Origin of the sequence: Streptomyces blattellae (assembly GCF_009709555.1) — a bacterium.
Taxonomy (GTDB): Bacteria; Actinomycetota; Actinomycetes; order Streptomycetales; family Streptomycetaceae; genus Streptomyces; species Streptomyces blattellae.
The window spans coordinates 1-25,193 of the sequence record NZ_WJBG01000135.1 but is presented as its reverse complement, the minus strand read 5'-3'; the positions used below and the strand labels follow the sequence as shown (position 1 = coordinate 25,193).

The 25,193-nt window shown below is 70.2% G+C and carries 19 protein-coding genes; 14 read left to right on the top strand and 5 right to left on the bottom strand.

From position 1 onward, the window contains the following. The first annotated feature begins 630 nt into the window (after positions 1 to 630). The 4 genes from GFH49_RS14135 (at position 631) to GFH49_RS14120 (ending at position 4,757) form a co-directional block, all read left to right on the top strand. A complete protein-coding gene (locus GFH49_RS14135; RefSeq protein WP_155056227.1) occupies positions 631 to 1,122 on the top strand; it encodes a cysteine dioxygenase in 492 nt (163 codons plus the stop codon). A 138-nt stretch (positions 1,123 to 1,260) separates the two neighbouring features. Then, positions 1,261 to 2,244 (top strand): 2-phospho-L-lactate transferase, encoded by a 984-nt coding sequence (gene cofD, locus GFH49_RS14130; RefSeq protein ID WP_155056226.1) that lies wholly within the window; start codon positions 1,261 to 1,263, stop codon positions 2,242 to 2,244. After that, entirely contained in the window at positions 2,241 to 3,551 is a 1,311-nt protein-coding gene (locus tag GFH49_RS14125) for a coenzyme F420-0:L-glutamate ligase (RefSeq protein ID WP_155056225.1), read from the top strand. Before cofD ends, GFH49_RS14125 begins: the two co-directional genes overlap by 4 nt. 180 nt (positions 3,552 to 3,731) lie before the next feature. After that, complete coding sequence (locus tag GFH49_RS14120) at positions 3,732 to 4,757, top strand: DNA-3-methyladenine glycosylase family protein (RefSeq protein ID WP_155056224.1); 1,026 nt, start codon at positions 3,732 to 3,734, stop codon at positions 4,755 to 4,757. A gap of 282 nt (positions 4,758 to 5,039) precedes the next feature. Here GFH49_RS14120 and manB read toward each other — a convergent pair whose 3' ends face one another. Together manB and GFH49_RS14110 are read right to left on the bottom strand one after the other, a co-directional pair. After that, complete coding sequence (gene manB / locus GFH49_RS14115; RefSeq protein ID WP_155056223.1) at positions 5,040 to 6,122, bottom strand: mannose-1-phosphate guanylyltransferase; 1,083 nt, start codon at positions 6,120 to 6,122, stop codon at positions 5,040 to 5,042. A 264-nt stretch (positions 6,123 to 6,386) separates the two neighbouring features. Further along, positions 6,387 to 7,775: an N-acetylmuramoyl-L-alanine amidase gene (locus GFH49_RS14110; protein ID WP_155056222.1), complete on the bottom strand. Its 1,389-nt coding sequence runs from the start codon at positions 7,773 to 7,775 to the stop codon at positions 6,387 to 6,389. A 140-nt stretch (positions 7,776 to 7,915) separates the two neighbouring features. On the opposite strand from GFH49_RS14110, the gene GFH49_RS14105 reads away from it, so the two are divergent. From GFH49_RS14105 to GFH49_RS14075, 7 genes are all read left to right on the top strand, one after another. Then, positions 7,916 to 8,671 (top strand): TIGR03089 family protein, encoded by a 756-nt coding sequence (locus GFH49_RS14105; RefSeq protein WP_155056221.1) that lies wholly within the window; start codon positions 7,916 to 7,918, stop codon positions 8,669 to 8,671. Positions 8,672 to 8,913: 242 nt separating this feature from the next. Continuing rightward, entirely contained in the window at positions 8,914 to 10,155 is a 1,242-nt protein-coding gene (locus tag GFH49_RS14100; protein WP_155056220.1) for an LCP family protein, read from the top strand. A gap of 231 nt (positions 10,156 to 10,386) precedes the next feature. Continuing rightward, positions 10,387 to 12,126 (top strand): LCP family protein, encoded by a 1,740-nt coding sequence (locus GFH49_RS14095; RefSeq protein WP_155056219.1) that lies wholly within the window; start codon positions 10,387 to 10,389, stop codon positions 12,124 to 12,126. A gap of 438 nt (positions 12,127 to 12,564) precedes the next feature. Further along, positions 12,565 to 14,298: an LCP family protein gene (locus GFH49_RS14090; RefSeq protein WP_155056218.1), complete on the top strand. Its 1,734-nt coding sequence runs from the start codon at positions 12,565 to 12,567 to the stop codon at positions 14,296 to 14,298. A 100-nt stretch (positions 14,299 to 14,398) separates the two neighbouring features. Then, complete coding sequence (locus GFH49_RS14085) at positions 14,399 to 16,006, top strand: LCP family protein (protein WP_408055906.1); 1,608 nt, start codon at positions 14,399 to 14,401, stop codon at positions 16,004 to 16,006. Positions 16,007 to 16,077: 71 nt separating this feature from the next. Next, positions 16,078 to 16,869, top strand: coding sequence for an SAM-dependent methyltransferase (locus tag GFH49_RS14080; protein ID WP_155056216.1), 792 nt, complete (start codon positions 16,078 to 16,080; stop codon positions 16,867 to 16,869). Positions 16,870 to 17,028: 159 nt separating this feature from the next. Beyond that, positions 17,029 to 17,394 (top strand): four-helix bundle copper-binding protein, encoded by a 366-nt coding sequence (locus GFH49_RS14075; protein WP_155056215.1) that lies wholly within the window; start codon positions 17,029 to 17,031, stop codon positions 17,392 to 17,394. A gap of 63 nt (positions 17,395 to 17,457) precedes the next feature. Here the strand turns inward: GFH49_RS14075 and GFH49_RS14070 are convergent, their stop codons facing one another. Beyond that, on the bottom strand, positions 17,458 to 18,729 hold the full coding sequence (locus GFH49_RS14070) for an LCP family protein (RefSeq protein WP_155056214.1): 1,272 nt from the start codon (positions 18,727 to 18,729) through the stop codon (positions 17,458 to 17,460). A gap of 119 nt (positions 18,730 to 18,848) precedes the next feature. Between GFH49_RS14070 and GFH49_RS14065 the strand changes: the two genes are divergently transcribed. Continuing rightward, on the top strand, positions 18,849 to 19,406 hold the full coding sequence (locus GFH49_RS14065; protein ID WP_196217977.1) for an acyl-CoA thioesterase: 558 nt from the start codon (positions 18,849 to 18,851) through the stop codon (positions 19,404 to 19,406). 356 nt (positions 19,407 to 19,762) lie between these two features. Here GFH49_RS14065 and GFH49_RS14060 read toward each other — a convergent pair whose 3' ends face one another. Further along, a complete protein-coding gene (locus GFH49_RS14060; RefSeq protein ID WP_456243055.1) occupies positions 19,763 to 21,232 on the bottom strand; it encodes an LCP family protein in 1,470 nt (489 codons plus the stop codon). A gap of 141 nt (positions 21,233 to 21,373) precedes the next feature. Between GFH49_RS14060 and GFH49_RS14055 the strand changes: the two genes are divergently transcribed. Beyond that, the gene (locus tag GFH49_RS14055) at positions 21,374 to 22,411 is read left to right on the top strand and encodes a glycosyltransferase family 2 protein (RefSeq protein ID WP_155056212.1); all 1,038 of its coding nucleotides are present in this window, start codon (positions 21,374 to 21,376) and stop codon (positions 22,409 to 22,411) included. A 105-nt stretch (positions 22,412 to 22,516) separates the two neighbouring features. Here the strand turns inward: GFH49_RS14055 and GFH49_RS14050 are convergent, their stop codons facing one another. Further along, complete coding sequence (locus tag GFH49_RS14050; protein WP_155056211.1) at positions 22,517 to 23,674, bottom strand: acyl-CoA dehydrogenase; 1,158 nt, start codon at positions 23,672 to 23,674, stop codon at positions 22,517 to 22,519. A gap of 185 nt (positions 23,675 to 23,859) precedes the next feature. Here GFH49_RS14050 and GFH49_RS14045 point away from each other — a divergent pair. Beyond that, positions 23,860 to 25,193, top strand: a 1,334-nt coding sequence (locus tag GFH49_RS14045) for a UDP-glucose dehydrogenase family protein (RefSeq protein ID WP_155056210.1), incomplete at its 3' end; no start/stop codon positions are given.

Sequence of the window (25,193 nt, the reverse complement as noted above, 5' to 3'; positions counted from 1 at the left end):
AACGACACGAGTGAAATTACAAGTGTGCTGCTCCGGGCGAGTCAAGCCGGGATCTGCTATTGGGCCCCTTATTCACTCTGCGGAACCAAGGCCTAGCGGAAAGTGTTCAAATCGTCCTAAACCTTGACAAGCAGATGAGGCCCCGGAGGGTGTCCACCCCCGCGCAGAGCCTGCATGGAGAAGGACGCCCGAAATAGCGATCCCGTTCCGACACATGCTCGAATCGATCCGGATCACAGTCCGATCACGGGATCGCATCGAGGTTTGTGCGCCCGGTTGTGCGCCATGTGTCCCGGGCGCCCCGAGCACAAACCTTTCACCACGGAGATGGACCGGATGGGGTGAACCCCGTCCCACGGGCCGGGCGCCGAGTTGACAGTGAAGGTGTGAACCGGTGTCCTTGTGGGCATGCTCGCGCACTTGGCACTCACCTCGACCCGCACCGCCGGGTCCCTCTGTGCTGCCCGCGCCCGCTGTAGCTGTTGTCGCTGTTCCTGCTGTTGAGCCTCACGCGCTCCGGCTGCCCCTGAGTCATCGGACCGGCTTCCCCGCCCGTCGGACTCGGCTGTTGTTCCCCTCGCCTCCGCGACTCCTGTCTCCGCTCTCTTCCGACGAGGAACCACCGCACCCATGAACAGCGACAGCGACCTCCAGATCGCCGGCGACATCCTCGAAGTCCCTCATCTCCTGCGGGCGCCGCGCGAGCATCCGGCCACCGTCGCCGACTTCGTCGGCCTGGCCCGCTCCATCGCCGCCGACCGCACCCAGTGGGCACACCTCGTCCAGTACGACGCCACGTCCCGCTGGTACCACCGGCTGCGCACCGGTCCCGGGTACGAGGTGTGGCTGCTGTCCTGGGTGCCCGGCCAGGGCAGCGGGCGGCACGACCACGGCCCGTCCTCCGGAGTACTGACCGTCCTCGACGGCACGCTGACCGAGCACACCGAGCGCGGCACGCGCGCGCTGGGGGCGGGTGCACAGAGGGTGTTCGCGCCGGGGTACGCCCACGAAGTGGTCAACGACGCGCTGGAGCCCGCGGTCAGCCTGCACGTCTATTTCCCCGGCCTCACCGAGATGCCGATGCACAGCGCCCAGTGCATAGCGGCCGCCCCGGTCTCGTAGCCGCCTGCCCGGTCGCGCCACCGCGTGCCTGGTCTCGTAGCCGCCTGCCCCGTTGTCGTACCCGCCTGCAACACTGACCCACCCGTCGCCCGACCACCACCCCTCAACGAGTCAGCCTTCGGCTGACACACTGTTTCAATGCGCATTGTGGTTCTGGCAGGCGGCATCGGCGGTGCCCGGTTCCTGCGCGGTCTGATGCAGGCCGTGCCGGACGCGGACATCACGGTCATCGGCAACACCGGGGACGACATCCACCTCTTCGGCCTGAAGGTCTGCCCGGACCTCGACACGGTGATGTACACGCTCGGCGGCGGCATCAACGAGGAGCAGGGCTGGGGCCGGGCCGACGAGACCTTCCATCTCAAGGAGGAGCTCGCGGCGTACGGCGTCGGGCCCGAATGGTTCGGTCTCGGTGACCGGGACTTCGCCACGCACATCGTGCGGACGCAGATGCTCGGCGCCGGGTATCCGCTGAGCGCGGTGACCGAGGCGCTGTGCGACCGCTGGAAGCCGGGCGTCCGGCTGATCCCGATGACCGACGACCGGGTCGAGACGCATGTGGCCGTCACGCTGCCGGACAGCGGGTCCGCCGCGGGCTCCGGCGAGCGCAAGGCCATCCACTTCCAGGAGTACTGGGTACGGCTGCGGGCTTCGGTGCCGGCCGAGGCGGTCGTGCCGGTGGGCGCGGAGCAGTCCAAGCCGGCGCCGGGTGTCCTGGAGGCGATCGCGGAGGCGGACGTCGTCCTCTTCCCGCCGTCCAACCCGGTCGTGTCGGTCGGCACGATCCTCGCCGTGCCCGGCATCCGCGAGGCCATCGCCGACGCCGGGGTGCCGGTCGTGGGCCTCTCCCCCATCGTCGGGGACGCGCCCGTGCGGGGCATGGCCGACAAGGTGCTCGCGGCGGTCGGCGTCGAATCGACGGCAGCGGCGGTCGCCGAGCACTACGGCTCGGGCCTGCTGGACGGCTGGCTGGTCGACACCGTCGACGCGGCGTCCGTCGAGCGCGTCGAGGCGGCGGGCATCCGCTGCCGGGCCGTGCCGCTGATGATGACCGACCTCGACGCGGCCACCCAGATGGCCCGGGAGGCGCTGGCCATGGCGGCGGAGGTTCAGGCGTCGTGAGCGCGGCACCTGACGGCGGCTACCGGGTCTGGGCCGTTCCCGGCCTTCCCGAGGTGGCCGCGGGCGACCACCTCGCCAAACTGATCGCCGCCGCCGAACCCGGGCTGGCCGACGGGGACGTACTCCTCGTCACCTCGAAGATCGTGTCCAAGGCGGAGGGGCGGGTGGTGGCGGCGGACGACCGGGAGGCCGCCATCGACGCCGAGACCGTACGGGTCGTGGCACGGCGCGGAGCGTTGCGCATCGTCGAGAACCGGCAGGGGCTGGTGATGGCCGCCGCCGGGGTCGATGCCTCCAACACCCCTTCCGGGACGGTGCTGTTGCTGCCCGAGGACCCGGACGCGTCCGCGCGCGCGATCCGCGACGGGCTGCGGGACGCCCTCGGCGTCACCGTCGGCGTCGTCGTCACCGACACCTTCGGGCGGCCCTGGCGCGCGGGACTCACGGACGTCGCGATCGGTGCGGCCGGGGTGCGTGTACTGGACGATCTGCGCGGGGGGACGGACGCGTACGGCAATCCGCTCAGCGCGACCGTCGTGGCGACGGCGGACGAATTGGCCGCCGCCGGCGACCTGGTCAAGGGCAAGGCCGCCGGACTGCCCGTCGCCGTCGTGCGGGGTCTTGCGCAGGTGGTGGCCGCGGACGACGGGGAGGGGGCGCGGGCCCTGGTGCGCGGCGCGCGCGACGACATGTTCCGGCTGGGCACCTCCGAGGCGGTACGGGAGGCGGTGGCCCAGCGGCGTACGGTACGGGCGTTCACGGACGAGCCGGTGGACGCGGGTGCGGTACGACGGGCGGTCGCCGCGGCGGTGACCGCGCCGGCGCCGCACCACACCACGCCCTGGCGGTTCGTGCTGCTGGAGTCGGCGGAGTCCCGCACCGGGCTGCTGGATGCCATGCGGGACGCCTGGGTCGCCGACCTGCGACGGGACGGCAAGAGCGAGGAGTCCATCGCCAAGCGGGTCCGGCGGGGGGACGTGCTGCGGAACGCGCCGTATCTGGTGGTGCCGTGCCTGGTGACGGACGGGTCGCACCCGTACGGGGACGTACGGCGGGACGGGGCCGAGCGGGAGATGTTCGTGGTCGCCGCGGGGGCCGGCGTACAGAACTTCCTGGTGGCGCTGGCCGGGGAGCGGCTGGGGTCGGCGTGGGTGTCGTCGACGATGTTCTGCCGGGATGTCGTGCGGGGGGTGCTCGCGCTGCCGGAGCACTGGGATCCGATGGGCGCGGTGGCGGTCGGACATCCGGCGGAGGAGCCGCGGCCTCGGGGGGAGCGGGACGCGGGGGCGTTCATCGAGGTGCGGTGACGGTTCCCCGCGCTCGGCGGGGACGCATGCTGCATGTCGATGCGGGCCCGCGCCCGCGCGTTCTGGGGGCGTTGGCCGCACGTCGTTGTCGTACGGCCGCATCAGTCTCGTAGAACTCTCCCCGTAGTCTCGTAGAACTCTCCTCTACAGGGCTTCTCCCCTACCTCCAGGAGCTCATCCGTGGCAGGACGTTTCGCTCCCCGGCCCACGCGTACGACGGTGCGTGGTGGGCATGTCGGCGTGCCCGGGGGTGGCAGCGTGCCGCGGCAGGCGGCTGCGGCGGGGGCGGGGGCGGGGGCGGGGCGGGTGCGGACGTTCGTGCCGGACGGGCCGGTCGATCTTGGACTGGTGCTCGGGCCGTTGCGGCGGGGGGCGGGGGATCCGACGTTTCGGGCGGCTCCGGACGGGTCGGTGTGGCGGGCCACCCTCACGCCCGTCGGCCCTGGGACCTTGCGGGTCGGGATGCGGGGCGGTGAGGTGTGCGGGGAGGCGTGGGGGCCGGGGGCCGAATGGCTGTTGGAGCGGTTGCCCGAGTTGGTCGGGGGCGCCGATGATCCGTCCGTCTTCGAGCCGCGGCATCGGCTGGTGGCGTTGGCGCGGCATCGGCGGCCGGGGTTGCGGCTGACGCGGACCGGGCTGGTGCTGGAGTCGTTGATTCCGTCGATTCTGGAGCAGAAGGTCACGACCGGGGAGGCGTATCGGGCGTGGCGGATTCTGGTGCGGAAGTACGGGGAGCCGGCGCCGGGGCCGGTCGGTGGGCGGATGTGGGTGATGCCGGCGGCGCGGACGTGGGCGCTGATTCCGTCGTGGGAGTGGCATCGGGCCGGGGTCGACGACAAGCGGGCGTCGACGGTTCTCCGGGCCGTGCGGGTGGCTGCGCGGCTGGAGGAGACGGTGGGGATGTCGGCGGAGGCGGCGCGGGCTCGGTTGGAGGTGGTGCCGGGGGTGGGGCCGTGGACGTCGGCGGAGACCGTGCAGCGGAGTCATGGGGCGGCGGATGCGGTGACGGTGGGGGATCTGCATCTGCCGGGGATCGTGGGGTGGGCGTTGGCCGGGGATCGGGATGCGGATGACTCCGTGATGCTGGAGTTGTTGGAGCCGTATGCGGGGCAGCGGCATCGGGCGGCTCGGTTGATTCTGTTGAGTGGGCGGACGCCGCCGCGGAGGGCTCCGCGGATGCCGAGGACCGATATCGGGCGGTTGTGATGTGCCCTGCGCCGGCGTGGCCGCCGTGGCCGTCGTGCCGTTCTCGCCCCCGCCGCCCCTGCCCTTCCCGTCCCTGGGGGCTGCGCCCCCAGACCCCCGCTTCGGCCTGAACGGCCTCGTCCTCAAACGCCGGACGGGCTGGAATACCCGGACCGGCACCGAGAAGTCGGCATCCCCAGCCGGCGCGCGGACGATCGAGATAGCCACGCACCCCCTCAAACGCCGGACGGGCTGAATGATGCCGACCGGCGCCCAGAAGCCGCACGCCCCCAACGGGCGGGGTTACTGGTCTGAGGAGAAGCGGAGCGCCCCCGCGGGGATTTTCGCGTCGCACCAGACTCGGGCGCCGTCGGTGAGTTCGTTGTCGGGGCCGATGATGGCGTTGTCGCCGATGACGGTGCCGGTGAGGACGGAGCGTTCGCCGATGCGGGCGTGGGTGCCTATCAGGGAGTCGGTGATGACGGCGCCGGGTTCGATGACGGCGCCGGGGAGGATGGTCGTGCCGGAGACCCGGGCGCCTTCGGCGACGTACGCGCCCTCGCACACGACGGTGCCGCCGGTGAGTTTCGCGTCGGGGGCGACGCGTGCCGTCGGCAGGATCAGGCGGTCGCCGCAGCGGCCGGGGATGGCCGGTGAGGGGGCTCGGCCCAGGACCAGGTCCGCTGAGCCTCGTACGAAAGCCGCCGGCGTGCCCAGGTCCAGCCAGTACGTCGAGTCGACCATGCCCTGGAGGTGGGCTCCCGCCGAGAGGAGGTCGGGGAACGTTTCGCGCTCCACTGATACCGGGCGGCCTTGCGGGATCGTGTCGATGAGCGAGCGGCGGAAGACGTAGGCCCCTGCGTTGATCTGGTCGGTGACCATCTCCTCGGGGGTTTGGGGCTTCTCCAGGAAGGCCAGGACGCGGCCCGTGTCGTCCGTGGGGACCAGCCCGTACGCGCGCGGGTCCGTCACCTTCGTCAGGTGGAGGGAGACGTCCGCGCCCGTCGTCCGGTGGGTCTCCACCAGCGCCTCGATGTCCAAGCCCGTCAGGATGTCGCCGTTGAAGACGAGAACCGGGTCGTCGGGGGCGGAGTGGAGGCGGCTCGCCACGTTGCGGATCGCGCCGCCCGTGCCGAGCGGGTCCTCCTCGGTGACGTACTCCAGATGAAGGCCGAGGGACGAGCCGTCACCGAAGTGCGGCTCGAAGACCTCGGCCAGGTAGGAGGTCGCCAGCACTATGTGGTCGACGCCCGCCGCTCTCGCTCTCGCCAGCTGGTGGGTGAGGAAGGGCACGCCGGCCGCGCGGACCATGGGCTTGGGCGTGTGAACGGTGAGCGGGCGCAGCCGGGTGCCCTTGCCGCCGACCAGGAGGATCGCTTCTGTCACCTGTCGTCTCTGCTTCCTGCCGGGACCGGCCGAACTGTCTTTCGGCCGGCCAGTGTACGCAGATCTGTCCGGCACGCCGTCGACGGCCGTGCGGCGTTCCGTCCCCGGTTCACAGACGTTTCATTCATCCCTTTTGGTTCAGCCGTCCGGCGAGGCCCTCTGGGTCAGCCGTCCGGCAACCCCTCTGGTTCAGCCGTCCGGCAACCCCCTCTGGTTCAGCCGTCCGGCACAGCGGTTCACGTCAGCCGTCCGGTGCACAGCGGTTCACCGGCCCTGGTAGCGGGCCGCCGTCGCGCGGGCAGAGCCGAGCTTGCGGTAGAGCTGGCGTCCCGGGCATGCCGTGTCGAAGCCGTCCCGGTGGCCGGAGATCACGTTCAGCCGAACGTTCTTTCCCTTTCGGTAGCGGTTCCCACCGCCCGACTTCAGGTAGGCCTTGCCGCGCGGATTCGCGCCGGACAGGCCGAGCTTCCAGGCCGTGAGCCGGGAGATCGCCTTCAGCGCGGCGCCGGACGGCTTGCTGGAGTCGAAGGTGCCGAGGACGGCGATCCCCGTGCTGTTGGCGTTGAACCCGAGGGTGTGGGCGCCGAGGACCGGCTGCGTCACGCCCCCGGCGCGGCCCTCGTAGATGTTTCCGCACCTGTCGACGAGGAAGTTGTAGCCGATGTCGCGCCAGCCCATGCTCTTGACGTGGTAGCGGTAGATACCGCGGATGACGGAGGGGGCCTGCTTGCACCAGTACTTCTTGCCGGTCCCGGTGTGATGCACGAAGGCCACCTTCACCTTCTTCGTGTAGCCGACCTTCCTCTCCCGCAGCTTCTCGTTCGCGCCCCAGCCGCGCCGCGTGACGATGCGCGGACGCGGGCCGATGTACGGCTTCGCCCGCTGCTGGTCCGTCAGTTCGGCGGTCTGCAGGGCGTACAGCTGCTGCTCGGTCTCCCGGCGGCCGAGTTCCGGCAGTTCGGTGGCGCCGAGGGGGGCGAGGTCGGCGTTGGCCGCGTCGGGGGTGTCGGCGTTGAGTGGCGCGGTGCGGCTGTCGTCTCCCCGGGCGCCGCCGCCCGTGTCTCCTGGGTCCACCCCCGAGTCCGGGTTCACCAGTTCCAGGCGCATGCCCGCAGGGAGTGCCGCGGCCGGGCGGTCGGCCCGGTCGCCCCCGGCTGTCCGGGGCTCCGCGCTGACGCGTAGCTCCACTCCGTCGGAGTCCCCCACCCACAGCGGGGCCGTGGCACCGTGGACGCGGCCGGAGGCGGCCTCGGTGGTGCCCGGGTCGGGGGCGTGCCCGTGGTTGTGCGCGTCGACGTCCTGCCAGCCGGACCAGGTGCCGGTGGCGGCGTCTCGTGTACGGACCTGCACACGGCCGCGCAGTTCGGTGTCCGGGTCGTCCCAGACGACGCCGACGAGGGAGAAGCGCCGTACGTCCCGGCGGGGCAGGCCCTGTTCGGCGGTCGGGCCGGAGGTGCGCTCGCCGTCGAGGGGGACGAGGGGCAGGGACTGGGTGCTGCCCGGGATGCCCGGCTCGGCGGACCCGGCGGCGGTCGTGGCCGCCTCCGCGCTGGGCGCCGGTCTCACGGACGCCGCGGCTGGGGGCGGGGTCAGCGGGAGGGCGAGGGCGGCGGCGCAGGTGACGCCGATCGAGGAAGCAAGGAATCCACGCATGCTCCTGATGTTGGACATATACATTCATATCTGTCCATCGGGGAACTGACGGGCCGTTGGGCCGCCTTGGGCCGAATCGGTGGTGAAAGCGTGGACCGGGTGTTGGCCGGGCGCCCGCGCACGCCGTTACCCTTGCGCGGGTGAATGCCACCGATCGCACCCCTGCCGACCTGCTGCGTTCCGCACTCGCCGCGGATCCCGGACGCCCTCTGGTCACCTTCTACGACGACGCCACCGGGGAACGCGTCGAACTGTCCGTGGCCACCTTCGCCAATTGGGTGGCCAAGACCGCGAATCTGCTGCAGGGCGAGTTGTCCGTGGAGCCCGGCGACCGGGTCGCCCTGCTGCTGCCCGCACACTGGCAGACGGCCGTGTGGCTGCTGGCGTGTTCGTCGGTCGGCGCGATCGCGGACGCCGGGGGCGATCCGGCGGCGGCCGACGTGGTCGTCAGCGGTCCGGACGCGCTGGAGGCGGCGCGGGCGTGTTCCGGGTCGCGGGTCGCGCTGGCGTTGCGGCCGCTCGGCGGTCGCTTCCCGCAGCCGCCGGAGGGCTTCGTCGACTACGCCGTCGAGGTGCCGGGGCAGGGGGACCGGTTCGTGCCGTTCGCGCCGGTCGATCCGGAGGAGCCCGGGTTGATCGTGGCCGGGCGGGGGTTCAGCGGGGCCGAGGTCGTCGAGCGGGCCGGGGCCGAGGCGACGGGGCTGGGGCTGACGGGGCCGACGTCCCGGATCCTGTCCGGGCTGCCGTACGACACTTGGGAGGGGCTCAACGCCGGGCTGTACGGGCCGCTGGCCACCGGCGGCTCCGTGGTGCTGTGCCGTCATCTGGGCGAGCTGAGCGAGGAGGCGCTGGCGAAGCGGATCGAGAGCGAACGGGTCACGGCCACAGCGAGGTAGCGAGCCGACCACCGCCCAGCGAGCCGTCCACCGCCCAGCCGTCCACCGGCGTAAGCCGGCCACCGACCCGCAAGCGAGCACCAGCGCAAGCCAGCCACCGACGAGAGGACAGGGGCCGCCCGCCTCCCAAGGGACAGGCGCCCCCTGTCCCCCATTCGGCCCAGCACCACTCACCCCCCGGCCACCACCCGGGTCATGGTCGTAAGAGCAGCCGCACGACACGTTCGTACGCGTTCGTACCCATGAGGGGTGGAACTGACGTGAGCGACACCGCAGTGGGGGCGTCGGCCACCGGGCGCGGTCTGATACGGCGGCGCCGACGGCGTTGGATGCGCGGCACCGCCCTCGGGCTCGGGGCGCTGATGCTGGCCGTCGGCGGGGGCGTGTGGGCCGTCTATGTGAAGCTCGACGCGAACATCACGCCGGACCGGGCGGCCGCGGCCGAGCTGGCGCGGTACGAGAAGGAGCGGCCCACAGCCCTGGTCAAGGGCGCGACGAACCTGCTGCTCATCGGGTCCGACTCGCGGGCCGGGGACGGGAACTCGCGGTACGGGCAGGACTCCGGGACCGAGCGGTCCGACACCGCCATCCTGCTGCATCTGTCCGCCGGGCGGGACAGCGCCACCGCCGTCTCGCTCCCCCGCGATCTGATGGTCGACGTACCCGCCTGTCTGCGGCGGGACGGCACCCGGACCGAGCCCATGTTCGCGATGTTCAACTACGCCTTTCAGAGCGGCGGTTCGGCCTGCACCATCCGAACCGTCGAGAAACTGACGGGCATTCGGATCGACCACCACATGGTCGTCGACTTCAACGGGTTCAAGGAAATGGTCGACGCCGTCGACGGGGTGGAGATCTGCCTGAAGGAGCCCATTCGCGACAAGGCCGCCAAACTCCGGCTCCCCGCCGGCAAGGTGACGCTCGACGGCGAGCAGGCCCTCGGGTACGTCCGCGCCCGCAAGTCCCTCGGCAATGGCAGCGACACCGATCGCATGGACCGTCAGCAGCGATTTCTCGGTGCGCTGGTGAGCAAGGTGCGGAGCAATGACGTCCTGCTGAATCCGGTGAAGCTCTATCCCGTGCTGGACGCCGCCACCTCGTCGCTCACCACCGACCCGGGACTGGCCAGTCTGCGCGGTTTGTACGATCTCGTACGCGGAGTGCGCGACATCCCCACCGAACGTGTGCAATTCCTGACCGTTCCGCGGGAGTCGTATGTCTACAACGCCAATCGAGACCAGTTGGTGGAGCCCGAGGCGGAGAGACTGTTCGAGCGGCTGCGCACGGACACGCCGGTGGCGGTCGCCGCGGAAGTTCCGCAGGATTCCACCACAAAAGGCCGCGAAGGCCCGTACGACGATAACTCCTTGCATGGTCCGGGCGACGGAAAGTCCGCCGCACGACGACCCGACGAGCCCGACGCCGCCGATTCGCCCGCACCCACCTTCAGCGGGACCACCGCCGACGAAGACACCTGTGAATAAAGCGAACGCAAAGCGTTCCAACAGCTTTCAAAGAAATGGGCGGATTGCCCGGTTGTCGGCGCGTGGAATGTGTCACCGGCGTCGCTCGACGCCGATCCGGGCGGTTAGTGTGAGCGCTTCGGTGCGTTGGACCGCGAGCTTTGCAGTCCCGGGTTGGCGCACCGCTTGTACGAGACCCGAGCGCCTGTTGGGGGAAGGCGCCGCGTGCCCCGACGGAGGATTCGGACAACCGTGGACGCGCAAGGCCGAGGACGAGCGGATGATGTCGATCCCGCAGACCAGTGGGTACTCAATCCGAACACCGGTGAATACGAACTGCGACTGACTCCTTCCACACCGCAGTCGGCGGTTCCCCGCCCGCGCAGACCGTCCCCCGACGATGGAGCGCGTACTCCCCGAAGCCGTACCACGTCTCCCGAGGCCCCCGGCCGCACGGTCCCGCCGCAGCGCAGGCGCCGTGGGGCCCCGCCCGAGGAGGCGCCGCTGCCCGGCCGGCGCGGTCACCGCCCGGCGAAGCGGCAGAAGTCGAAGGCGAAGAAGGTCCTGATGTGGACCGGCGGCACCATGGCGCTCGTGGTGCTGGCCGCGGCGGGTGCCGGATATCTCTACATCCGGCACCTCAACGGCAACATCACATCCGTCTCCGACGACGGCGCGAGCACCGGCGGTTTCAGCAAGGACAAGGCGATCAACATCCTGGTGATCGGCACCGACAAGCGCACCGGCGCGGGCAACACCAGCTACGGCGACGCCGGCAGCGTCGGACACGCCGACACCACGATCCTGCTGCACGTCTCCAAGGACCGCAGCAACGCGACCGCGCTGAGCATCCCGCGCGACCTGATCGTCGACATCCCGGACTGCCCGACCGCGCAGGAGGACGGCACCACCAAGACCATCCCGGGCACCGAGGGCGTCCGTTTCAACACCAGCCTCGGGCAGGACGGCCGTACGCCCAGCTGCACCGCGCGGACCGTCACCGAGCTGACCGGGATCACGCCCGACAACTTCGTGGTCGCCGACTTCAACGCGGTCAAGACGCTGTCGTCCGCGGTGGGCGGCGTCGAGGTGTGCCTGGCCAAGGACATCGACGACCCGGACTCCAAGCTGAAGCTGTCCGCGGGCACGCACACGATCGAGGGCGAGCAGGCGCTCGCCTTCGTACGCACCCGGCACTCTGTGGGCTACGGCGGCGACCTGAGCCGGATCGAGCTGCAGCAGCAGTTCCTCAGCTCGCTGATGCGCAAGCTGAAGTCCAACGACACGCTCACCAACCCGTCGAAGATGATCAGGCTGGCCGAGGCGGCCACCGAGGCACTGACCGTCGACTCCCAGCTGGACAGCATCAGCAAGCTCACGAATCTCGGTCTGGAGCTGGGCAAGCTCAACACCAAGAACCTGACCTTCACCACGGTGCCGGTGATCGACAACCCGGCCGAGACGGTGAAGACGACGGTCGTGGTCAACGAGACGACGGCGCCCGAGGTCTTCGACATGATCAAGAACGATGTGTCGTTCACGGAGGTCAAGGCGCAGGAGAAGAAGGAGAAAGCCGCGATCGCCGCCCGGCTGAAGGGCACCAAGGCCGACGCCTCCGAGGTACGGGTGCGGGTCCTCAACGGCGGTGCCGAGTCCGGCAGCGCCCAGGCGGAGCTGGAGTACCTGCAGAACGAGGCGGGCGTACTGAAGTCGGAGAACGCCGGGAACGCCGACGCCACCCAGGCGAAGACGACTCTTGAGTACGCCCCCGACCAGGCCGACGAGGCCCGCAGGCTCGCCGACATCATGGGCCTGTCCGGTTCCGCCATGAAGCCGGGCGAAAGCGTGGCGAACTCCCAGGGCCTGCCGACGATGACGCTCACCCTCGGCGAGGACTTCAAGGGAGCCGGGGTGAAACTCAACTCCTCCTCGGGGTCGACGCCGGAGGGCGTGCAGAAGTCCACGGCCGACAAGGTCGAATGCGCCAAGTGAGGTGACCTGGCGGGCCGCCGCCCCCCGGTCTCCGTTCGCCCGGGTTGCCGCCAAGTCCCTGTGTATTCCGCCGAGTTCGATGAGGAAGCCGACCGATGCCCCCGGTGTCACGGTCGTCGCGGGCGGCGGCCGTGACACCGGCACGACGTGTCGAAGCGGTCGAACGCGGCGTGCCACACGTACGTACTCAAGACACGGGAGGGGACTCGCACACCAGGACAGGGAACTGACTTTCAGGGAAATGGGGTGGAATGACCGATTGTAGGGGTCGTGGAGTTTGTCACCGCGTCGCTCGATGCCCAACTGGGCGGATAGTGTGAGCGATTCAGTGATCCCGGCCACGAAATCTGTCCTGGGGTCGAGCACCGTGTTCACCAACACCCGTGCGCTTTCCGGGGGGAGAGCGCCGTGTGGCCCTGACGGAGGTTTCGGACAACCGTGGACGCGCAAGGCCGTGGGCGGGGGGACGACATCGATCCCGCAGACCAGTGGGTACTCAATCCGAACACCGGCGAATACGAACTGCGACTGGGCCCTTCCGCTCCGCAGTCGGCGGTTCCCCGGCCGCGCAGACCAGCGGCCGGATCGGGCATGGGTGCCCCCCGAAGCCGTACGACACCTCCCAAGGCCCCCGGCCGCGACATCCCGCCGCAGCGCAGGCGCCGCGGGGTCCCGCCGGAGGAGCCGCTGCCCGGCCGGCGCGGTCGCCGCCCGGGGAAGCAGCAGAAGTCGAAGGCGAAGAAGGTCGTGCTGTGGACCGGCGGCACCATGGCGTTCATCCTGCTCGCCACGGCCGGAGCCGGATACCTCTACATCAGGCACCTGGAAGGCAACGTCTCGACGACGGACGTCGGTGACGCGGGCGCCAGCAGCTTCAGCAAGGACGAGGCCTTCAACATCCTCATCATCGGCACCGACAAGCGGACCGGTGAGGGCAACACCAGCTACGGCGACGCCGGCAGCGTCGGACACGCCGACACCACGATCCTGCTGCACGTCGCCGAGGACCGCTCGAACGCGACCGCGCTGAGCATCCCGCGCGACCTGATCGTCGACATCCCGGACTGCCCGACCAATCTGGAGGACGGCACCGAAACGGTCATCCCGGGCCAGCAGGGCGTCCGCTTCAACCGCAGTCTCGGCGAGAGCGGACGGGACCCGGGCTGCACCATGCGCACCGTGGAGGCGGCCACCGGCATCAAGCCGGACCACTTCATGATGGCCGACTTCAACGCGGTGAAGACGCTGACCACGGCCGTGGACGGCGTCGAGGTCTGTGTGGAGAACGCCATCAACGACAAGCAGTCGAAGCTGGTGCTGCCCGCGGGCACGTCGACGGTCGAGGGCGAACAGGCCCTGGCCTTCCTGCGCACCCGCAAGAGCTTCGGCAACAGCGGCGACCTCGACCGCATCAAGGTGCAGCAGCAGTTCCTGGGCTCGCTGATGCGCAAGATGGCCTCCGGCGACACCCTGACCAGCCCCACCAAGCTGCTGAAGCTGGCCGAGGCCGCCACCAAGGCGCTGACCGTGGACGAGCCGATCGGCAACGTCAACACGCTCACGGACATCGCCCTGGAACTGCGGAAGGTGCCGACGAAGAACATCACCTTCACCACGATCCCGGTGATCGACAACCCCGCCGAGGTGGTCAAGGCGACGGTGGTGGTCGACGAGTCGAGGGCCCCCCAGGTCTTCGACATGATCACGAGCGACATCTCGTTCACCGAGGTCAAGGCCCAGGAGAAGAAGGAGAAGGCCGCGGTCGCCGCCCGGCTGAAGGGCACCAAGGCCGACGCCTCCGAGGTACGGGTGCGGATCCTCAACGGCGGCGCCGCCTCCGGCAGCGCCCAGGGGCAGCTGGCCTACCTGCAGACCGAGGCGGGCGTACTGAAGTCGGAGAACGCGGGCAACGCCGAGGCGACGCAGGCGAAAACCACGCTGGAGTACGCCCCCGACCAGGCGGACCAGGCGCGTCGGCTCGCCGACATCATGGGTCTGTCCGGTTCCGCGATGACACCGGGCGAGAGCGTGAACAACGCCCAGGGCCTGCCGACGATGACCCTCACCCTCGGCAAGGACTTCAAGGGCGCGGGCGTGAAGCTCAACGCCGCCTCGGCGGCGACGCCGGACGTGGAGAAGTCCACGGCCGACAAGGTCCAGTGCGCCAGTTGAGGCTTGAGAGGCAACCTCACGGGCCCGTCGCATGTCTCCAGGACAGACGGCGGGCCTCTGTGTGGAGCCGGTGGGCGCAAGGGGTGGGGAGGGCGGGCAGTTGACGCAGAACGGTGTACGGGAGGCCGTGCCGGCCGCCGAGGGGGGCGGCGAGCGGGACGCGGCGGGCGACAGCCGGCACGGCACACGCCGGCCGGGGCAGGCGCGACGGGTGCTGCGCTGGTCGGCGATGACCCTGGCGGTGCTCATACTCGGCGTCTCCGCCGCCGGCTACCTCTACTACCGGCACCTGAACGGCAACATCGAGCAGGACCAGCTCAACCTGGGCGACAACAAGCTCGCCGAGCCGACGCCGAACGCCGCGGGCCAGACCCCGCTGAACATCCTGCTCATCGGCTCCGACGCGCGGGACACCGAGGAGAACCAGAAGCTCGGCGGCGCCCGGGAGACCTTCGGCTCGACCCCGCTGGCCGATGTGCAGATGCTGGTCCACCTGTCCGCCGACCGCACCAACATGTCGGTCGTCAGCATGCCGCGCGACACCCTCGTCCAGATCCCCAAGTGCACCGACCCCGACGACGGTGAGGTGTACGAGGCGAGCGACGGCCGGGTGATGACCAACCAGAGCCTCGGCCACGGCGGTCCCGGCTGCACGGTGGCCACCTGGCAGGAACTCACCGGCATCCGCATCGACCACTTCATGATGGTCGACTTCGCGGGCGTGGTGTCGATGGCGGACGCCATAGGCGGCGTCCCGGTCTGCGTGGACGCCAACATCTACTCGCGCGACAGCCAGGGCCACGGCTCCGGGCTGAGACTGGAGAAGGGCACCACCGCCATCAAGGGCGAGCAGGCCCTGCAGTGGCTGCGCACCCGCTACGGCTTCGAGGACGGCAGCGACCTCGCCCGGGCCGAGGCCCAGCAGATGTACATGAACTCGATGGTCCGCGAGCTGCGCGCCAACGCCACCCTGAGCAGCCCGAACAAGCTGCGCAAGCTGGCCGAGGAGGCCACCGAGGCCCTCACCGTCGACCCGGGCCTGGGTACCGTCAAGGCGCTCTACGACCTCAGCAACGAGATGCGCAAGGTCGAGCCGAAACGCATCACCATGACCACGATGCCGAACCGGTACGTGGGCGCCCGCGTGGAGCCCACCGAGGACGCCGAGCAGCTCTTCCGGCTGGTGCGCGAGGACATCGCGCTGGACGGCAAGGACGCGGAGAAGACGACCGGAAAAGCCGCCGAGGAAGATGCGGCGACCGAGAAGGAGTCCGCCGACCCGGCGGCCCCCGACTCCGAGATCCCGGTCCTGGTCCAGAACAGCACCGGGACCGACACCCTCGCCCCGCTGACCGGCCGCGCGAGCGACGTGGCCGGCCTGCTCGTCGGCAAGGGCTTCGACGAGGCGATCGCCGACCCGGGCGCCGCCGGAAGCGAGGCCACGACACTCGTCCGCTACCCGAGCGCCGACCTGGAGGGCGACGCCCGCGCCGTCGCCGAGTCCCTGGGGATCCCCGCGAGTTCGGTCAAGCAGTCGACGGAGGTCTCCGGCGTCACGCTCGTCGTGGGCGCGGACTGGCGCGAGGGTACGGCCTACCAGGCGCCGAAGACCGACAAGCCCGACAACACCACCCCGGACTCGGCCAAGGCCCTCAACGGCGCGGACGACGACGCCTGTATGCATGTGAACCCGGGGTTCACCTGGTGACGTCGAACGCGAATCGCACCAAACCTCGGGACGTGCCCCCATGGGTGTGTTTTCGGCCTTAAGTTGGTCGCATGATTGGCTCCTCGCGATTCCGCACCGACGTGTCGCACGCGGCGCGGATCTGGAACTACTGGCTCGGCGGCATGGGTCACTACCCCGTGGACGCCGAGGTCGGCGACCGGATCCTTTCGCTCGTGCCGGCGCTGCCGCGGTCGGCCGTCGCGGACCGGCGGTTCCTGGCGCGTTCTGTGCGGTACCTCGCCGAGGAGGCGGGCGTCCGGCAGTTCCTGGACATCGGGACCGGGCTGCCCACCACCGACAACACCCACGAGATCGCCCAGCGGGTGGATCCGTCCTGCCGGATCGTCTGCGTGGACAACGACCCGCTGGTCTTCGCCCACGCCCACGCACTGCTCGACAGCGCGCCGGAGGGGGCCGCGGTCTTCATCGAGGGCGATGTGCACGACCCCGAGGCGATCCTGCGGGACGCCGCCGAGACGCTGGACCTCAGCCGTCCCGTCGCGATCACCATGCTGGGCATACTGAACTTCGTGATGCGCACCGACGAGGCCGTCTCCGTCGTGCGCCGCCTGCTGGACGCCGTACCCTCCGGCAGCTATCTGGTGGTCTCCCACCCCACCACCGAGGTCGACGGCGAGGCGATGACCAAGGCGGTGGAGTACTGGAACGGGCAGGGGACCGCCCCGATGACGCTGCGCAGCCGCGCCGAACTCCTCCGGTTCTTCGAGGACGTCGAACTCCTGGAGCCCGGCGTCGTCACCTGTTCCCGCTGGCGCCCCGACGCCGCTGACGGCGACACCGCCGAGGTCACCCACTTCGGCGGCATCGGCAGGAAGCCCTAACCAGCACGGGCGGGATGCCGCAACCGGTACGGGCGGTATGCCCTTATTCAGCACGCATGGCGGAATTCTTACGTCCGCCCCGTGGCGGGGGCGCGCGGAGGGGCGTACGACGGAGGGGTGAGGGTCCGGCTCCGGGCCCGCCACCCCGAGGAGGAAACCATGCAGCAGCAGTCCACCACCATGACCGCGATGAGCAAGGAGATGCAGGACTGCGTCGCGGCGTGCATGACGTGCCACAGCATGTGCGAGGAGACCATGAGCTCCTGCATGCAGATGGGCGGCCAGGCCCAGATGCAGATCATGCGCGCGCTCATGGACTGCGCCGAGACGACCCGTATGTGCGCGGACATGATGATGCGCCGCTCGCCCATGTCGGCCGAGATGTGCGCGATGTGCGCCAAGGCCTGCGACATGTGCGCCGAGGCGTGTATGTCCATGCCGGACGACCCGCAGATGATGCGCTGCGCCGAGGCGTGTCGCCGCTGCGCCGAGACCTGCCGCACGATGGCCGGCGCCAGGATGTGACGCCCGCCTGAACGCGCTCAAGGGCACCCCGCGGGGTGCCCTTGATGCTGCCGCCGCTGCCCGTCAGTTCCCCGAAACGGTGACCTTCTCGTCGTTGTTCAGCTGGCTGACCAGCGTCTTGACCTTGGCCTCGTCCCAGACGAGGTTGCCGCCGGAGGAGCCGGAGATCGGCATGTTCATGGACTTGCCGTCGCCGCCGGTGACGCCCTTCATCGCCCAGAACATGTCGGTCAGGTCCCACAGGCTCATGTCCTTGTCGACGACGAGGGTGCCGAGGCCCGCGCTCATCGTCGGGTAGAGCTTGAAGGGGTTGAGGACCGTGCTCGGCGTCGCGGTCTGGTTGGCCAGGGCCGCGAGGAACTTCTGCTGGTTCTTCGTACGGTCCAGGTCGCTGCCCGCGAGCGCGTACCGGGTGCGGACGAAGGCCAGGGCCTGCTCGCCGTTCAGAGTCTGCTTGCCCGCCTCGAAGTCGGCACCGGACTTGGTGTCCTTCATCCCGCCCTTGGGGATCTCGATCTCCACGCCGCCGACCGAGTCCACGATGTCGGCGAAGCCGGCGAAGCCGATCTCGACGTAGTGGTCGATGTGCAGGCCCGTGTTGAACTCCACGGTCCGTACGAGCAGCTCCGGGCCGTCCTCCGCGTAGGCCGCGTTCAGCTTCACGTGCCGGCCCGTGCCGGGGTACGTCTTGCCGGACTCGGAGCCCACGAAGGTCGGGATCTCCACGTCCGAGTCGCGGGGGAGGGAGATCAGCGTCGGGCCGTTGTCGCCGGTGTGCAGGATCATCATCGAGTCCGTGCGGTTGCCCTCGGCGGACCCGGTGTGCAGCTTCTTCTTCTCCTCCTCCGACATGCCGGCACGGCTGTCGGAGCCGACGATCAGGTAGTTCGTGCCCTCGCCCGCCTCAGGGCGGTCGATCACCTTCGACAGGTCGACGTCGCGGTTGAGCTTGGAGTCGGCCCAGAAGTACGTGCCGACGGTCACGGCGACCAGCAGGGTCACCAGCGTGATCGCCGTCCACTTGATACGGCGGCCCCAGTTCGGCCGGGGCCGCGGGTCGTACGGGTCGTCGGGGCCGCCCGGCCCCCCGCCGCCGGGGGTGCCGTAGACCTGGCCTGTGTTGTAGCCGCTGTCGTAGGCGTCGTCGGCGCCGCCGTTGACGTACGACTGCTGCTGCGGGACCCCGCTGCCGTACGCGTCCTGCCCGGGCGGTACCGCCGGGCCGCGGCGGACCTGCCGCATCACGCGCGCGCCCTCGGGCTGTGCGCTCGCGCTGCCGTGTCCGTACCGGCCGCCACGGTTGTCGTCGGACCATGCCTCGGGCCAATCGTTCATGCGCCCCAGTGTGCCGGGCATGGCTGTATCCCTTACAAGGTTCGTCGGAAAATAAGGGCGCGGCTGTTGCGAATCTGACACAAAGTCCGCGCATGGCGACACGGCATAAGGTGGGGGTCATGACAGACCAGGCCAGCATCACGGAATCCGGCACCGCGGCTATACCGGGCAAGCTCGTGTCGGCCTCCCGGACCACCCTCAGCCACATCATGACCCACAACGACACCAACCTTCTGGGCTCGGTGCACGGCGGTGTGATCATGAAGCTGGTCGACGACGCCGCGGGCGCGGTGGCCGGCCGGCACAGCGGCGGTCCCGCCGTCACGGCCTCCATGGACGAGATGGCCTTCCTCGAACCGGTCCGCGTGGGCGACCTGGTCCATGTGAAGGCCCAGGTCAACTGGACCGGCCGGACCTCGATGGAGGTCGGTGTGCGGGTGCTGGCCGAGCGGTGGAACGAGTCCACCCCGCCCACCCAGGTCGGCTCGGCCTACCTCGTCTTCGCCGCGGTCGACGCCGACGGCAGGCCCCGCCCGGTGCCGCCGGTGATCCCGGAGACGGAGAAGGACAAGCGGCGCTACCAGGAGGCGCAGATCCGCCGGACCCACCGGCTGGCGCGACGCCAGGAGATCATGGAGCTGCGGGAACGGCGTATGGCCGAGGGCTTCGAGGACTGAGCCCGACTCCGCGTACGGCCACGCCCCGGCCCGCCGCCCGGCCCGCCACCACGGCCCGTTGTGCCTCGGCCCGTCACCCCGGTCCGTTGTGCCTCGGCCCGTCACCCCTGTCCGTCACTTCGGCCCGCCACCCGGCCCGCTGCCCCAGCCCGCCACCCCGGCACGTCACCCCTGTCCGTCACTTCGGCCCGCCACCCGGCCCCCTGCCCCAGCCCGCCACCCCGGCACGTCACCCCGGCACGTCACTTCGGCACGTCACTTCGGCCCCTCACCTCGGCCCCTCACCTCGGCCCCCTGCCCCAGCCCGTCACCCCGGCCCCTCACCCGGCCCCCTGCCCAGCCCGTCACCCCGGCCCTCACTCGCACTTCACCTCGTCCCCCCGCACCACCCCGGCCTCCGTCTGCTCCGGATCCTCGGCCCGCACCTTCCGCACCTCCCGGAAGTCCGGCCCGACGATCACCTTCAGCGTCGGTCCCTGCCCCTTGACCGCGCGCAGCTCGCTCCCGGGCAGCGCGGCGGCCAGGGACTTCGCGGAGCGGTCCCAGCGGGGGTCGAAGGCGATGACCGTCCGTTTCACGGCTTCCCGCGCCGTCACCGGCTGCCGGGTGGTCAGGAACCCGGCAGCCGCCAGCTGCCTGTCCGCCCGCGTGCCGAGGCCCGAGGTGGGCGAGCCGTTCTCCACCTGGACGCGGATCTGCTGCGGAGCCACCTCCACGCTCACGGCCGTGCTCTTCGGGCGCCGCAGGGCCAGCGGCTTGTCGTCGCGCAGCGCCTGGAAGATCCGGCCCGCCTTGACGGTGTCCCACTTCAGCGTGGAGCCGACGTCCTTGACCGCGTATCCCATCTGGCCGATCGGCACGGTCGTGAACTCGGACGACGAGGGGGAGAAGCCCCGCATCGCCCGCCCGAGGTCCAGCAGTTCGTCCGTGCCGAAGCCCTTGTCGGCCCGCACGGACCCGAGCACCGCCCGCGTCACGTCCCGGAACCTGATCGGGTTGAGCAGCACCCCGGACGACGTGGCCCGGTCGATCAGCGCGGCCAGGAACCGCTGCTGCCGCTTCATCCGGCCGAGGTCGGAGGCGCCGTCGACATGCCGGGAGCGGACGAACTGCAGGGCCTCACCGCCCCTGAGCCGGTGCGTGCCGGCCGGCAGGTCGAGTCCGGTGTAACTGTCGTTCATCGGCTCGGCGAGGCAGACCTGCACGCCGCCGACGACGTCCACGGTCTTCATGAAGCTGGTGAAGTCGACCTCCAGATAGTGGTCGATCTTCACATGCGTCATGTGCTCGACGGTCCGCACGGTCAGCTGCGGCCCGCCCTCCGCGTACGCCGCGTTGATCTTGAGGGGATGGCCGTGGTGCCGCTTGCCGGTGGTCTGGTCGACATGCGGGGGAGTCTCGGCGTACGAGTCGCGCGGCAGGCTCACCACGCTCGCCCGCTCCCGGTCCTCCGAGATGTGCACGATCATGATCGTGTCGGTGCAGTTGCAGGGCGCACCGCCCAGCCGGTACTTGGCCCGCTCCGCCTCGCCGATCTTGTCCCGGCTGTCGGTGCCGACCAGCAGCACGTTCATGCCGTCGCCGGCCTGGGGACGGTTCTTCATGTCCTTGAAGGGATCGACCCGGGCGATGTCGGAGTCGAGGCTGGTGATCACCGAGTGCCCGATGCCCGCGGAGGCGAGGACCACCACGGACAGCGTGGTCACCACCCGCATGGCCCAGCGCGGCTTGTTCCGCCGTACGGGCGGCCGCGGCGCACGGGACGTCGGCTGGGGGCGGCGCGGCGTCTGGGCTCTGGACCGAGGCGGCGTGGGCGGCGTGGGCAAGGAAGGACACCTCCGCGAGGGCCGTACGGTGGGCTGCGTGTGCGATTTGTGAGCACCGTAGGCCCATACGATCTGTGGCCCGGGGCACCGCCACCGGCGGGGCGCATCGCTGTCCCCCGTTCGCGGTAACGTGAGCCCCCTATGAACGCCAATCCCGACGTGCAGCTCCCCGCCGTGTCCGTGATCATGCCCGTCCTCAACGAGGAACGGCATCTGCGCGGAGCCGTCCAAGCGATCCTCGCGCAGGAGTACGCCGGCGAGATGGAGGTCGTGATCGCCCTCGGTCCGTCCACGGACCGTACCGACGAGATCGCCGCCGAGCTGGTACGGAACGACCCGCGTGTGCACACCGTGCCCAACCCGACCGGCCGTACGCCCGCCGCGCTGAACGCCGCGATCAAGGCCTCCCGCCATCCGATCGTCGTCCGCGTAGACGGGCACGGCATGCTCTCGCCGAACTACATCGCCACGGCCGTACGGCTCCTGGAGGAGACCGGCGCGCAGAACGTCGGCGGCATCATGCACGCCGAGGGCGAAAACGACTGGGAGCACGCGGTCGCCGCCGCGATGACGTCGAAGATCGGCGTGGGCAACGCGGCCTTTCACACGGGCGGCGAGGCACAGCCGGCCGAAACCGTGTACCTCGGGGTCTTCCGGCGCGAGGCGCTGGAGCAACAGGGCGGCTACAACGAGGAGTTCATCCGCGCCCAGGACTGGGAGCTGAACTTCCGGATCCGGGAGGCGGGCGGGCTGATCTGGTTCTCGCCCGAGCTGAAGGTGTCGTACCGGCCGCGGCCGAGCACGCGCGCCCTCGCCAAGCAGTACAAGGACTACGGCCGCTGGCGGCACGTCGTCGCCCGCTACCACGAGGGCTCCATCAACCTGCGCTACCTCGCCCCGCCGACCGCGGTGTGCGCCATCGCGGCGGGCGTGGTCCTGGGCGCGCTGGTGACGCCGTGGGCCCTGGTGGTCCCCGGCGGCTATCTCGCGGCGATCGTCCTCGGCTCCGTCCCCGCGGGCAAGGGGCTGCCGCCGAAGGCACGGCTGCAGATCCCCCTCGCGCTCGCCACCATGCACATGTCGTGGGGCTGGGGCTTCCTGACCAGCCCCCGTTCACTGGCCCGCAAGGTGATCGCGAGCCGGCGGCCCGCGGTGCGGGCGGACGCCGAGGCGCGCTGACCGGCGGTCATCACGATGGTCGCCGAAAACAGCTGAAGAGCAGTTGAAGAGCAGTTGAAAAGAGGGGTGGCGCCCGCGAAGGGCTCCACCCCTGCACACGCTCCCTTACGGCAGGTTCCGCGCCATCACGATCCGCTGGACCTGGTTCGTTCCTTCATAGATTTGCGTGATCTTCGCATCGCGCATCATCCGCTCCACCGGATAGTCACGCGTGTAGCCGTACCCGCCCAGCAGTTGGACCGCGTCCGTCGTGACCTCCATGGCCACGTCCGAGGCGAAGCACTTGGCCGCCGCGCCCTGGAAGGTGAGGTCGCTGTCGCCGCGCTCGGACTTGGCCGCCGCCGCGTAGGTGAGCTGGCGGGCGGCCTCGATCTTCATGGCCATGTCCGCCAGCATGAACTGGATGCCCTGGAAGTCGGCGATCGGCTTGCCGAACTGCTTGCGTTCCCGGACGTAGCCCTTGGCGTAGTCCAGGGCCCCCTGGGCGATGCCGAGGGCCTGGGCGGCGATGGTGATGCGGGTGTGGTCGAGGGTCTTCATCGCCGTGGCGAAGCCGGTGCCCTCCTCGCCGATCATGCGGTCGGCGGGTATGCGGACGTTGTCGAGGTAGACCTCACGGGTCGGGGAGCCCTTGATGCCGAGCTTCTTCTCGGGGGCGCCGAAGGAGACGCCCTCGTCGGACTTCTCGACGACGAAGGCCGAGATGCCCTTCGAGCGCTTCGTCGGGTCGGTCACCGCCATGACCGTGTAGTACTCGGACTCGCCCGCGTTGGTGATCCAGCGCTTCACGCCGTTGAGCACGTAGTGGTCGCCGTCGCGGACCGCCTTGGTCTTCATGCCGGCCGCGTCGGAGCCCGCGTCCGGCTCGGAGAGGCAGTACGAGAACATTCCGTCGCCCTTGGCGAGCGGCGTCATGTACTTCTTCTTCAGTTCCTCGGAGCCGGAGAGGATCACCGGGAGCGAGCCCAGCTTGTTCACGGCGGGGATGAGGGAGGAGGACGCGCAGACGCGGGCGACCTCCTCGATCACGATCACCGTCGCCAGGGCGTCCGCGCCCGCGCCGCCGTACGACTCCGGTACGTGGACGGCGTGCAGGTCGTTGGCGACCAGCGCGTCCAGGGCCTCCTGCGGGAAACGGGCCTCCTCGTCCACCGCTGCGGCGTACGGCGCGATCTTCGCCTCGGCCAGCGAGCGGATGGCGTCACGGAGCATGTCGTGCTCCTCGGCCGGGCGGTACAGGTCGAAGTCAGCCGATCCGGCCAAGGTCTCTCACGCTCCAAAGCTGTGATGCTGGCGCTAATTACCGATAAGTAATACAAATTTTAGGGGCAGGCCCACGGGACGGGTACGTGAGCTTGCCGACAGCGGGAAAGTTGCCCAACACACCCTCCTACTATGCTCGGGCCCGCACCACGCCCCGTCCCCCGTCTCTCCTCTGGAGTCCCCCCATGGCCCTGAAGATCACCGTGATCGGCACCGGCTACCTCGGCGCCACACATGCCGCGGCCATGGCGGAGCTGGGGTTCGAGGTGCTGGGCCTCGATGTCGTGCCCGAGAAGATCGAGATGCTGGGGCGGGGCGAGGTCCCGATGTTCGAGCCGGGGCTTGAGGAGCTGCTGCGCAAGCATGTCGCGGGCATCGAAGGGTCCTCCGGCCGACTGCGTTTCACCATGGACTGGGCCGAGGTGGCCGCGTTCGGCGACGTCCACTTCGTGTGTGTGAACACCCCGCAGCGCCATGGCGAGTACGCGGCCGACATGAGCTACGTCGACAGCGCCTTCGAGCTGCTCGCCCCGCACCTCACCGGCCCCGCCCTCGTCGTCGGCAAGTCCACCGTCCCCGTCGGCTCCGCCGGACGCCTCGCCGCCTACCTCACCGAGCACGCACCGGCCGGCGCGGACGCGGAGCTGGCCTGGAACCCGGAGTTCCTGCGCGAGGGCTTCGCCGTCGAGGACACACTGCACCCCGACCGCCTCGTCGTCGGTGTGCGCAGCGAGCGGGCGGAGAAGCTGCTGCGCGAGGTGTACGCCACGCCGGTCAGCGAGGGCACGCCCTTCGTCGTCACCGACTTCCCGACCGCCGAGCTGGTGAAGACCTCCGCGAACTCCTTCCTGGCCACCAAGATCTCGTTCATCAACGCGATGGCCGAGGTGTGCGAGGCCGCGGGCGGCGATGTCGCCAGGCTCGCCGAGGCGATCGGATACGACGACCGGATCGGCAGGAAGTTCCTGCGGGCCGGGATCGGGTTCGGCGGCGGCTGTCTGCCGAAGGACATCCGGGCGTTCATGGCGCGCGCGGGTGAGCTGGGGGCCGACCAGGCGCTGACGTTCCTGCGGGAGATCGACTCCATCAACATGCGGCGCCGTGGCCAGATGGTCGAGATGGCACGGGAGGCGCTGGGCGGCGGCTCCTTCCTCGGCAAGCGGGTCGCCGTGCTCGGCGCCAGCTTCAAGCCCGACTCGGACGACGTCCGCGACTCGCCCGCGCTGAACGTCGCCGGGCAGATCCACCTCCAGGGCGGCCAGGTCACGGTGTACGACCCGAAGGGCATGGCGAACGCCCGCATACTCTTCCCGACGCTCGGCTACGCCGACTCCGCCGTCGAGGCCGTCCGGGGCGCCGATGTCGTACTCCATCTCACCGAGTGGCGCGAGTTCCGCGAGCTGGACCCGGCCGCGCTCGGCGAGGTCGCGGCGGCCCGCGTCCTGCTCGACGGGCGCAACGCCCTCGACCCGGAGTTGTGGCGGCGGGCGGGATGGTCGTATCGCGCGATGGGGCGTCC

What these genes read in the sequence shown, in the direction of transcription:
- GFH49_RS14135 (WP_155056227.1), top strand. Translation starts at nt 631, where the DNA reads ATGAACAGCGACAGCGACCTCCAGATCGCCGGCGACATCCTCGAAGTC.
- cofD (WP_155056226.1), top strand. Translation starts at nt 1,261, where the DNA reads ATGCGCATTGTGGTTCTGGCAGGCGGCATCGGCGGTGCCCGGTTCCTG.
- GFH49_RS14110 (WP_155056222.1), bottom strand. Translation starts at nt 7,775, where the DNA reads ATGCGTGGATTCCTTGCTTCCTCGATCGGCGTCACCTGCGCCGCCGCC.
- GFH49_RS14100 (WP_155056220.1), top strand. Translation starts at nt 8,914, where the DNA reads ATGAGGGGTGGAACTGACGTGAGCGACACCGCAGTGGGGGCGTCGGCC.
- GFH49_RS14080 (WP_155056216.1), top strand. Translation starts at nt 16,078, where the DNA reads ATGATTGGCTCCTCGCGATTCCGCACCGACGTGTCGCACGCGGCGCGG.
- GFH49_RS14075 (WP_155056215.1), top strand. Translation starts at nt 17,029, where the DNA reads ATGCAGCAGCAGTCCACCACCATGACCGCGATGAGCAAGGAGATGCAG.
- GFH49_RS14070 (WP_155056214.1), bottom strand. Translation starts at nt 18,729, where the DNA reads ATGAACGATTGGCCCGAGGCATGGTCCGACGACAACCGTGGCGGCCGG.
- GFH49_RS14065 (WP_196217977.1), top strand. Translation starts at nt 18,849, where the DNA reads ATGACAGACCAGGCCAGCATCACGGAATCCGGCACCGCGGCTATACCG.
- GFH49_RS14055 (WP_155056212.1), top strand. Translation starts at nt 21,374, where the DNA reads ATGAACGCCAATCCCGACGTGCAGCTCCCCGCCGTGTCCGTGATCATG.